At 66.8% G+C, this 10,008-nt stretch carries 10 protein-coding genes and 1 pseudogene; 5 read left to right on the top strand and 6 right to left on the bottom strand.

Annotated features, from left to right (window positions below; all coding sequences use genetic code 11):
• Position 1 precedes the first annotated feature (1 nt).
• A complete protein-coding gene (locus tag AC1DXX_RS26125) occupies positions 2-1,780 on the bottom strand; it encodes a hybrid sensor histidine kinase/response regulator (protein ID WP_478137133.1) in 1,779 nt (592 codons plus the stop codon).
• A gap of 2 nt (positions 1,781-1,782) precedes the next feature.
• A complete protein-coding gene (locus AC1DXX_RS26130) occupies positions 1,783-2,466 on the bottom strand; it encodes a response regulator (protein ID WP_478137124.1) in 684 nt (227 codons plus the stop codon).
• A 219-nt stretch (positions 2,467-2,685) separates the two neighbouring features.
• Here AC1DXX_RS26130 and AC1DXX_RS26135 point away from each other — a divergent pair, with 219 nt between their 5' ends.
• The gene (locus tag AC1DXX_RS26135; protein WP_478137125.1) at positions 2,686-4,398 is read left to right on the top strand and encodes a phospholipase D-like domain-containing protein; all 1,713 of its coding nucleotides are present in this window, start codon (positions 2,686-2,688) and stop codon (positions 4,396-4,398) included.
• Between the two features lie 14 nt (positions 4,399-4,412).
• On the opposite strand, the gene AC1DXX_RS26140 is transcribed toward AC1DXX_RS26135, so the two are convergent.
• Positions 4,413-5,306, bottom strand: a complete 894-nt coding sequence (locus AC1DXX_RS26140) for a DUF72 domain-containing protein (RefSeq protein WP_478137126.1) — start codon at positions 5,304-5,306, stop codon at positions 4,413-4,415.
• Positions 5,307-5,518: 212 nt separating this feature from the next.
• Between AC1DXX_RS26140 and AC1DXX_RS26145 the strand changes: the two genes are divergently transcribed.
• The 4 genes from AC1DXX_RS26145 (at position 5,519) to AC1DXX_RS26160 (ending at position 7,584) form a co-directional block, all read left to right on the top strand.
• Positions 5,519-6,367: an alpha/beta hydrolase family protein gene (locus AC1DXX_RS26145; protein WP_478137127.1), complete on the top strand. Its 849-nt coding sequence runs from the start codon at positions 5,519-5,521 to the stop codon at positions 6,365-6,367.
• A gap of 29 nt (positions 6,368-6,396) precedes the next feature.
• The gene (locus AC1DXX_RS26150) at positions 6,397-6,912 is read left to right on the top strand and encodes an alpha/beta hydrolase family protein (RefSeq protein ID WP_478137128.1); all 516 of its coding nucleotides are present in this window, start codon (positions 6,397-6,399) and stop codon (positions 6,910-6,912) included.
• Positions 6,896-7,276 (top strand): alpha/beta fold hydrolase, encoded by a 381-nt coding sequence (locus AC1DXX_RS26155; protein ID WP_478137129.1) that lies wholly within the window; start codon positions 6,896-6,898, stop codon positions 7,274-7,276. Before AC1DXX_RS26150 ends, AC1DXX_RS26155 begins: the two co-directional genes overlap by 17 nt.
• Positions 7,277-7,350: 74 nt before the next feature.
• On the top strand, positions 7,351-7,584 hold the full coding sequence (locus tag AC1DXX_RS26160; protein ID WP_478137130.1) for a hypothetical protein: 234 nt from the start codon (positions 7,351-7,353) through the stop codon (positions 7,582-7,584).
• A gap of 299 nt (positions 7,585-7,883) precedes the next feature.
• Here the strand turns inward: AC1DXX_RS26160 and AC1DXX_RS26165 are convergent, their stop codons facing one another.
• From AC1DXX_RS26165 to AC1DXX_RS26175, 3 genes and pseudogenes are all read right to left on the bottom strand, one after another.
• Positions 7,884-8,624 carry a helix-turn-helix domain-containing protein gene (locus AC1DXX_RS26165; protein WP_478137131.1) on the bottom strand — a complete coding sequence of 247 codons (741 nt, stop codon included), beginning with the start codon at positions 8,622-8,624 and terminating at the stop codon, positions 7,884-7,886.
• Positions 8,625-9,169: 545 nt separating this feature from the next.
• The gene (locus tag AC1DXX_RS26170; protein WP_478137132.1) at positions 9,170-9,598 is read right to left on the bottom strand and encodes a hypothetical protein; all 429 of its coding nucleotides are present in this window, start codon (positions 9,596-9,598) and stop codon (positions 9,170-9,172) included.
• A 252-nt stretch (positions 9,599-9,850) separates the two neighbouring features.
• Positions 9,851-10,008, bottom strand: a pseudogene (locus AC1DXX_RS26175) (IS5/IS1182 family transposase); the annotation flags it as partial.

Genomic DNA, 10,008 nt, shown 5'->3' on the forward strand with positions numbered 1-10,008 from the left:
TTCAGGAACGTTCGATGGCCGCAGCCAGCGCGCGGCCGAGCCCCCGGTCGTCGACGGGCTTGCGCAGCAGCGGCAGCGCCTGCCGCCGCGCCGCCTCGACCACCGCCGGGTCGGTGTCGGCCGTGACCATGACGATGGGCAGCACGGGGTGTGCCGGCTGCGCGGAGCGCCGCTCGCGCAGGCGCTCGGCGGCGTCGAAGCCCGAGACGCCGCCGCCGAGCCGGCAGTCGACCACCACCGCATCGGGCTCGTCGACCTGCCCCAGTGCCTCGTCGAGCGTGGCGGCGGACAGCACGCGGCAGCCCATCGCGCCCAGCGCGTTGAGGTAGGCGCCGCGCACCATCGGGTCGTCCTCCAGCACCAGCACGCAGCGCCCGGCCAGGCTCCACGGCGCGCCTTCGCCGTCACCCTCGGAGCCGTCGGCGCCGATGGGTGCGGCGCGCGGCAGCCGCAGGCGGAAGCAGGCGCCCGCACCGAGGCTGGACTCGAGTTCGACCGGCACGCCCAGCAGCTCGGCCATCCGCCGCACGATGCCCAGGCCCAGGCCATGCCCCGGGGCGGGCGCGGCGCCGGAACCCGCCGCCTGGAGCTGGACCAGGTCCTCGAACACGAGCCGGTGGTTCTCGGGCGCGATGCCGGGGCCGCTGTCCTGCACCGTCAGCTCGACCTCGGCGTTCGATGCGTCCGATGCGTCCCGCGTGCAGACCCGCACCTCGACCTGCCCGCCCGCGGGCGAGAACTTGATCGCGTTGTCCACGAGGTTGGCCAGCATGCGGCGCAGCAGGTCGGGGTCGGTGCGCACCGCCAGACCGGGCGGGCAGGCGGTGTGCAGAGCGACCCGGCGCGCCGCCGCCGCGGCGCCGAAGCTGGCCATCACGGCGGTCAGCAGCCGATCGATCTGCACGCGCTGCGGCTGGGCCACCACCACGCCGGCGTCGAGTTTCGAGACGTCGAGCAGCGCGTCGAGCATGGCGCGCAACTGCTCCAGGCTGCTGTCGACCACCTCGACGATCGCGCGCGCATCGGGCGCCATCGCCACGTGGCGCAGCGCCCCCACGTTGAGCGCCATCGCCTGCAGGGGCTGGCGCAGGTCGTGGCTGGCGCCGGCCAGGAAGCGGCTCTTGTCGTTGTTGGCGCGCACCGCCTGGTCGCGGGCGATGGCCAGCTGCGCGCGCTCGAACTCCAGCGAGGTGGCCAGCGCCTGGTTCTCGGCGCGGATGCCGAACGACTCCTCGAAGGTCTGCAGGTTGCGCCGGGCAAAGCGCGTCTGCACGCCGAAGAACATCAGCACCAGCGCGGCCACGCCCCAGCCGAGCCAGCCGCCAGCCACCAGCCACATGGCCGCCGTGGGCACGAAAAGCAGCCCTGCGTAGGCCAGGAAGGCGGGCATCACAGTCGCGCTGGTGGACACGGCGCCCGCGCCCCAGGACACCAGGATCATCGTGAGGACCGCATCCAGCGTCGGGTCGAGCCGGGCCATGAACAACGCCGCGGAACCGTTGCAGGCGCCGATCAGCACGTTCCAGCGCACGGTGGCGCGCAGCCGCGCGGCGATCGGGCGGGCGTGGTCGGCGGCCATGCGCGCCAGCGCGGCGGCGCGCCACTCGCGGCTGGCGATCACCGCCGCGAACCAGCCGAGCACCCAAGGCGCGGGAACGTCGCGCCAGACGATGGCCGCGACGACGACGGCGGTAAGCAGGATCTGCCAGCGCAACCCCACGGCCTGCTCGGCGACCACCTGCAGGCGCCGTTCGTCCAGTCCGTCCAGCGCGGCCGGCATGCTCACGCGGCCTCGAGCGCCCATGCCGCCTGCGCGTCGAAGACGCGGCACATGGCATCGGTGCGGTTGCGCGCGCCGAGCGCCCGGTAGACCATCGACAGGTGCACCTTCACGGTGCCCTCGGCAATCAGCAGCTGGCGCGCGATCAGCTTGACCGGCATGCCCCGCATCGCCAGCGCCAGCACCTCGCGCTGGCGCGGCGACAGCTCGACGCGCAGGAAGCCGGCGAGGTCCTCGCGCGGCAGCTCGTCGGGGTCGCGCGCCCGGGTCACGTCGTCGGCCAGCACGAACTCGGCCGGCAGGTAGATCTTGTGGCGCAGCACCACGCGCAGGGCGGCCTCCATGTCCTCGAGCCGGTACGACTTGGGGATGAAGCCGGCCGCGCCGGCCTCGATGACCTCGCGCACGCGCTGCGGCGAGCTTTCCGCCGACTGCATGCACACGGGCGTGGCTTCGAAATGCGCCTTCACGGCCTTGAGCGCAGCCAGCCCGGAGAGCTGGGGGAGGTGGTAGTCGAGCAGCAGCAGGTCGACACCGGCGGGGTCCAGCTGGCAGGCCTGCTCGGCGTCCCGCACGGCTTCGAAATGGAAGGGACGGCCGGGTTCGATCTCGGCGGCCATGCGCTCCAGCAGGAGGCGCGTGCCGTTCCAGACGATCTCGTGGTCATCGACCAGCAGAACCTTCATACAGTCCTCTCGTCTACGGTGACCCTCCCCGTCCTGAATGCAGGTTAGCGCAAAGCCCCCCAATAAGCGAGCGCGCGCACCTACACCAAAGGCCTAGTCGGATGGCCACGCCGGCACCGCGCCGGGGACTAGGCGCTGCGTTCAATTGTTGCGGCGGGCGCCGCGCGGAAGACTGGCTGCATCGATCGCCACTTCGCATCCGATGCACCGAGGACCGCCATGAACACCCCCAACTCTCTTGCCGCGCTGCGTGCCGCATGGGAACCCCTTGCGTGCCGGTTCTGCATCCTGGCGCTCCACCACGTGGAGCTCGCCCGCTGGCTGTGCGCCGCCGCCATGCTCGCGGTCTCGCTGCTGGCGGGCTGCGCCGCATTGCCCGGCGAGGTGCACCGGGTCGCGTCGCACGCGCGCACCGACCTCGGGGACAGCGCCCTCGCCCGCATCGCCGCCGCGTCGCTGCCGGCTGCGGACGGCGCGATGTCCGAAACAGCGGACCTCTCCGGCGTGCGCCTGCTGCCGGGCGGCGACCAGGCCTTCGACGCACGCATCGCACTCGCGCAGGCCGCACGGCACACCGTCGACGTGCAGTACTACGTGGTGGCCGACGACACCTCGGGGCGGCAGTTCCTGCGCGAGCTGCGCGACGCGGCGCAGCGCGGCGTGCGCGTGCGCCTGCTGGTCGACGACCTGTACACGGGCGGAGACGACGAGCTGCTGGCCGGGCTGGCCGCGCACGCCAACGTGGAGGTGCGTGTCTTCAACCCGCTGCCGGTGCGCAGCGGCGGCCTGCGCACGCGCGTGCTGCTGTCGCTGCACGAGATCGGCCGCGTGAACCGGCGCATGCACAACAAGCTCTTCATTGCCGACAACAGCTTCGCCATCACCGGCGGGCGCAACATCGCCGACGCGTACTTCGGGCGCAGCAAGCCGGCGAATTTCATCGACATGGACGCGCTGCTGGCCGGGCCGGCGGTGCGCGCGCTGTCGGCGAGCTTCGATGCCTTCTGGAACGGACCGCTGTCGTACCCCTTCGAAGCCATCGCGGCCGGTGGCCGCCCGGCGCCGGGCGCTGCGCGCGAACGCTTCGCCGCGCTGGTGCGCGACCTCGAACGCTTCATGCCGCCTGCCAACGAGCCCGATGCGCTGGGGCGCGGCCCGGTCGGCGCGCAGCTGGCGCAGGGGCGCATTGAGCTGGTACCCGCGAAGGTGCGCGTGGTCGCGGACGCTGTGGTGCAAGCCCCCTCCGCGGGCGATGCCGGCGGCAGCGTCGAAGAAGCCGCGGAGCCCCAGGGCCGCGAGGGCGCGGTCATGGCCGCGAACCTCGACCTTTTCCGGACCGCGCGCTCCGAGGTGCTCGTCGTCTCGCCCTACTTCGTGCCCATGCCCCGCATGATCGAGGCGCTGACCCATGCGAGCCGCGAGGGCGCGCGCGTGTCGGTGATGACCAATTCGCTCGCCACCACCGACGAGCCGTTGGTGCACTATGGCTACGCGCGCTACCGCAGCGCCCTGCTGCAGATGGGCGCCACGCTGTATGAGCTGATGCCGGCCAGCGAACCGCATCCGGCCTGGAGCGACACCGAAGGCGGCCGCGGCTCGCTCGGCCGCCTGCACGCCAAGCTGGCGGTGGTCGACCGGCGCTGGTTCTACGTGGGGTCGATGAACATGGACCGGCGCTCGGCGCACTGCAACACCGAACTGGGCCTGATCGTCGACAGCCCCGCGCTGGCCGGCGAGCTGGCGGACCTGATCCAGCGCGTGCGCATGCCCGCGAGCTTCACCGTGAGCGAGGCACCGCGGCGCGGCGGCCTGCAATGGAGCTTCCTGCGCGACGGGCGCCACTGGGTGCTGCACCGGGAGCCGGAATCGAACTGGGCACAGCGGCTGCGCTGGTCGGTGCTGTCGCTGGTGGTGAACGAGGACTTCCTGTGATGCGGCCCCGTGCGTCATCCATGCGCCAGCAGCATCTTCATGAACGTGATGCCATTGCGCTGCCCTTTGTCCTCGTCGCAGTTGTTGAAGATGACGTGCGTGTTGCGCACCTTGCAGACCAGGCGCACCACCTCCACCATGATCTCGCGCAGCTCCTGGTCGTGATAGTCGTAGTCGAAGCGCTCGGCCGCCGACGCCGCGCCCTTGATGTTGTAGGTGTCGACATTGCGCCCGTGCAGGCGCACCAGCGCGCAGTCGGGGCTCGTGGTCTCCGCCAGCAGCGGCACGCTGTTGGCAAAACCTTGCGGGCCGTCGACGATGGCATGCACGGCACCGAGCCTGCGCAGGAACTCGATCGTGCCGGCGCGATGCGCTTCGTCCCACCATGAGCGGTGCCGGAACTCGATGCTGACCGTGTGACCGGCCATCTGCTCGACGCAATGCGCCACATGCGCATGTCCTTCGCGGTTGCAGACGAGCCAGGGCGGGTACTGGAAGTGCACCAGCCCGAGCTTGCCCGCCTGCCTGAGCGGTGCGAGGGCCTCGCGGAAGCGCCGCCACAGCTCGACGCTGATCTCGGGCGGCGTGCCGCGGTAGTAGAGGGCCCTGGTGGTGGCCAGGGCTTGCTGGATGTCCTTGTGCAGCACCTTGGGATCGGTCTGGTGGCCCGTGAACAGCCGGAAGGCCTTCACGTTGAAGGTGAACGCCTCTGGCGTGCGCTCGGCCCAGAGCTGCGTGTTGGCCAGCGCCGGGATGCCGTAGAAGCTCGAGTCGACCTCGACCAGCGGGAAGATCGACGCGTAGTAGCGCAGACGCGCCTCGGCGGTCTTCGCCTCCTTCGGGTAGAAGCGACCGCACGCGAGCAGCGTCTTGTCAGTCCAGGAAGCCGTGCCGACCAGGATGCCCATCGGCGCACGCTACCGGTTGGAGCCAGTCGATGGCCGCCTCCTTGGGCGCCATTGCATGTAGGCGAGGATCGCGCCAAAGCGGTCGATGCCTGCCGATCGCCAGCGGGTAACCTCCGACTCCATGAGCCCACCGGAATCTCGCCCCGCATCGATCTGGAACCGCCGACAGCAGTTGCTCGAGCGGCACCTCCTCTAGCAAGTAAAAAACCACCATGGAATCAGGCATTCGCCAAATTACGGTACGAGATCCGCAGAGCGGTTCGTCCTTTCCCGCCATCGTCCAGTATCCGAGCGAAGCGTCGTCCACCGGAACTTCAATCGGGCCGTACCATTTCAACGCCGACCTCGACGCCCCGATTGCGCCTGGCCGCTTTCCGGTGTGTGTGATCTCGCACGGCGGCGGTGGCTCCCATCTGCTCTATCGCTCCATTGCAGGCTACTTGGCGAGGAAAGGTTTTATCGTCGTGAGCCCTGAACATCCGGGTGACAACCGGAACGACGGCTCGCTCTCGAACACGGATACAGCGGCCTCGACCCGCCCACGCCAGGCTTCGTTGGCCATCGATGCTGTCTTCTCGGACGAGTTTCTAGCACCCGCGTCAGATGCCCGGCGAATCTGCGCGCTGGGGCATTCGATGGGCGGCTATACGGCTCTGGCGTTGGTGGGTGGAAAGCCATGGTCCCGAAGAAGGACCCCGATCGCAGTGCAGGCTGACGCGCGGGTCCGGGCTGCGGTGCTCCTGGCCCCCGCGACGGACTGGTTTCTGGCCCCTGCATCGCTTGCCGACGTGAGGTCGCCGATCCTGGTGATCACTGGCGCGCAGGATCAGGTCACCCCAGCAGGAAAGATTGAACAGGCGCTGTCCGCGCTGCCCAAGGGCATCCTGCGGGACCTGATCACCGTCGACGGAGCAGGCCACTACTCATTTCTGACGCCCTTCCCGGCCAGCATGCGGCGGCCCGGGTTTCTACCGGCCACCGATCCAGACGGTTTCGACAGGGAACAGTTCCATGCGCAGTTCCCCGCCACCATCCATGAGTTTCTGATCGACGTCCTGTGAATCACGATGAGCGGACCAGACGGAAGGAGTTGACTTTCACGCCCGGCGCACCGCCTCTCAAACTCGATCCCAACGGCGACTTCGAGGTCGAGGCGCTGTATGCGCGCTACACGATCCTCGCCGACCCGAAGGCGAAATACCCGCTCCTGATGTGGCACGGCGGGGGGCTGTCGGGTGTGACCTTCGAGACCAAGCCGGACGGCGCGCCTGGCTGGGAGAACTATTTCCTCCATGCCGGCTACAGCGTCTACGTCAGCGACGCGGTGGAACGCGGCCGGGCGTCGTGGGCGCGCTACCCCGAGATCTTCAAGAGCGAACCGTTCTTCAGGCCGAAAAAAGAAGGCTGGGAACTGTTCCGCATCGGCGACACCGACTCCTATGCGAGCGACCCGGCGCAACGCAAGGCCTTCCCCGACACCCAGTTCCCGGTCGCCGCGTTCGATCAGTTCGCCAAGCAGGCGATTCCGCGCTGGGGCACCAACGACGCAGGCGGCCTACGATGCTTATGTACAGAAGGCATGCCCCTGCGTGATCCTGGTCCATAGCCAGGGCGGCAACTTCGCATTCAATTCGGCGCTGAAGTATCCGGACAAGGTGAAGGCGCTTGTCGCAGTGGAAACCTCTGGCTCGCCCAATCCCGACACCACTGACTTCGCGCGCATCAAGGGCGTGCCGATGCTCTGGGTCTGGGGCGACAACCTCGACAAGTTTCCGTTCTGGGGCCGCATCACGGCCCAGCAGGAAAAATTTCGCGCGAACCTCGTGCGGGCCGGCGGGACTGGCGACCGGCTCCTGCTTCCGGAGCTCGGCATCCGCGGCAACACGCACATGGTGATGATGGACCGCAATTCGGATCGGATCGCGGCGCTGATCGATCAGTGGCTGAGCAAACAGGGCATCAGGAAGTAGGCCTTCGGAACCTCTGCGCACTGCTCCGATGGTCACGTGGTCTGTGGCGCGATGATCGAGGAGTCCAAACCTTCGTGACCGAGTTCGACCAGGAACAGCCGTTGAAGGCGGTGGCATTGATTGGAGCAATTGATTGCAAAAGCACCAGAGAAAGAAGCGCGGCATGCCACGTGATTTGGTTGCGGCTCTCGTCGTCGTCACGTTTGGCTTGGCCGGCGTACTTGTCACCCTCTATGGCGACGAGTGGTTCGGCTCGCCTGCACAGCGATGCCATGATTCTTGTGCCACTCAAGGCAAGGAAGGTGTGATGGCTCTTGTGTATCCAAGGACAATGACAGGTTCTAAGGATGGCCCGCGCGAATGCCGTTGCCGTTGAAGTCAACGGTAGCTGAGCGACTGCTTTCTGGTATCACTTCTCGCCGCATCGGGCCCAATGCTTTGAAAACCTATGCGCCTTCAGCCGGCCATAAGCAGACCTTCGCAACGTATTGCTCGATGTCCGCTTCAGCCAAGAGCTTGCGTAGGGGGCAGCGAGACGACTGCCGGCAGATGCTGCAGGACTCGCTGTCGGTCGCTGGGCGCCCTTCGGCACTACCGAGGTCCCGCTTCAGCCCGCTCGCCCGGCCAGCGCCGTCAAGGCCTGCGCAGTCGCCGCATCGGCGGGAAAGAAGGACTCGACCGCCAACTCCTGCAGCGTCACGTCCACGGGCGTGCCAAAGATGGTCGTCGTGCTGATGAAGCTCAGCACGCCGGTCTCAGTGCGCAACTGCAAGGGCACGACCACGCCGGACAAGTCGCTAGTCGGGGGCGGCCCGGGGTCGGCCATCGGGTAAGCTGCCAGTTCTCTGCGCAGCGCCTTCAGCACCGGGTCCCCCGTGGCGGCGATCTGCTGGGCCAGGCGCTCGAGCAGATGGGCACGCCATTGCGCCAGATTCACGATGCGCCTGGCCATCCCCTCGGGGTGCAGCGACAAACGCAGCACGTTCAGCGGATGCTGCAGCAGCGCCGGATAGGGCTCGTGCCCCGTGAGCACAAGGTCCACCGCACCTCGCGCGGCCTGAAGCGCCGGATCGTCCAGCGCGCGCTGGTGGTACATGGGCGCGTAGCCTGCCGCCACCAGCAAGGCATTTCGTTCGCGCAGCGGCACGTCCAGTCGCTCCACCAGGCGCAGCACCATCTCGCGGCTCGGCGCAGCTCGGCCGGTCTCCACACAGCTCAGGTGGCGCGTCGAGATCTGGGCCTCTTGCGCCAGGTCGAGTTGGCTCAAGCGGCGATGCTCGCGCCAGTGCCGCAAGTGCATTCCGAAGGAGTCGCGGACGCCGGGGCGCGTTTCGAGGGCAGTGGTCATGCAGTCGATTGTGGCGCGCTGCGTCGTGGCCGCCATGACGTCCGAGGTCATAGACCGTGCCGGGTGGGCAGCGTGATCTGACAAAAAGGCAAGAATGTATTTCTAATCAATGACGTACTGCAGTTCGATGGTGAAAGATCGAAACTTACAGAATCCGCTCCAACGCTGGTGCAATTTCAAAGTTGGCTCGCAAAGAGGTGCCGGCAAGTTCCGTTCTGGCTCTGCGCTAGATGCACCTTCAGAACGTCGGCACCGTCCCTAGTCTGTTGAATCAACCTCCGGTTTGCGGTCGCGTTTGACTCGCACCTTGTCTCATCAACTGAAGATTGCCGCGCAGTCTTCTCTCACCATCATTGCGGTCATAGGTTCGAGGGAGAGGGAAGGACCGCACTGCAAAGCGGACATCTACAACGAATGCGCAAAAGACGGCTCTGGTTCGTCTTCAACCGAGAAGCAGACCTTCACGACTGGCAGTGCTGGCCGGAAACGGTAGCTGCGATGCGCACCCTCGCAGACGCCAATCGAGACATTGCCATCGGCACAGCCTATGCCGCTTTCGTGCTCAGCGTGACACGAAACAGCGCGTCGTCCTGAAACTGGTAGTGCCGTGTGTTGGACCCAAAATCGCCTTTGACCCACCATTTCTCCCCAGGGCTTTCTCTGAAAGAAATTCCCTCCCGCGTGAAGCCCTGCTTCGCCTCATCGAAGCTCTCATACAAGGGGACGCCCACTTCGTCACGCGCGATAGGCCTAAAACCTTCGCTGGCCGCGATATAGAGAAACACAACGTCTAGCTTCTGATCTTGGTCGAATCGGAACTGAAAACCGGACGCGTGTGCTGCAGCCCAATAAACATCCTCAAGATTCTCATGTGTCCGGTCGAAGTCGTAGACGACTTGCATGTCCTGCACCTCCAACACTTCGACAACCTCGTCGTCCTTCAGCTGCCGCCCCAGCAGCGACTCGAAATCCATAGCACTTCCCTTGCTAGAAGTAGGAAACCTTGCTCGTTAGTCTAGTGCCCCACAGGACCGGATTTGACCGCGCGGTGGTCTGGTCATGGCCGAGGCTGTGTGGAAACGCCCTCATCGCGCCAGTATGCCGAACTCTCATGCTGTCGATGCCTTGGTGGGCCTCAATAGGCAGCCAGTAGGCGGTCTGTCGAGAATGACTGCGTTTGATGTGCACTGGAGCGCCGCATGTCGGCAAGGCTGCATCTGAGAGGCTCACGCCCCCACCAACCGCATCGCCTTCATCGTCTTCGCCATCCCCAGAATCCGCATCACCCGCTTGAGGTTGTACGCCAGCACGTGCAGGCTCATCTCGGTGCTTACGTGCTCCAGCGTCTTCGTCAGGAAGTGGGTGGACCCCATCCAGTGTTTCA

It is taken from the genome of Variovorax sp. P4_B10 (assembly GCF_056402375.1).

Coding starts and splice junctions, on each gene's coding strand:
- AC1DXX_RS26125 (WP_478137133.1), bottom strand. CDS start 1,780: ATGCCGGCCGCGCTGGACGGACTGGACGAACGGCGCCTGCAGGTGGTC.
- AC1DXX_RS26130 (WP_478137124.1), bottom strand. CDS start 2,466: ATGAAGGTTCTGCTGGTCGATGACCACGAGATCGTCTGGAACGGCACG.
- AC1DXX_RS26135 (WP_478137125.1), top strand. CDS start 2,686: ATGAACACCCCCAACTCTCTTGCCGCGCTGCGTGCCGCATGGGAACCC.
- AC1DXX_RS26140 (WP_478137126.1), bottom strand. CDS start 5,306: ATGGGCATCCTGGTCGGCACGGCTTCCTGGACTGACAAGACGCTGCTC.
- AC1DXX_RS26145 (WP_478137127.1), top strand. CDS start 5,519: ATGGAATCAGGCATTCGCCAAATTACGGTACGAGATCCGCAGAGCGGT.
- AC1DXX_RS26165 (WP_478137131.1), bottom strand. CDS start 8,624: ATGACCACTGCCCTCGAAACGCGCCCCGGCGTCCGCGACTCCTTCGGA.
- AC1DXX_RS26170 (WP_478137132.1), bottom strand. CDS start 9,598: ATGGATTTCGAGTCGCTGCTGGGGCGGCAGCTGAAGGACGACGAGGTT.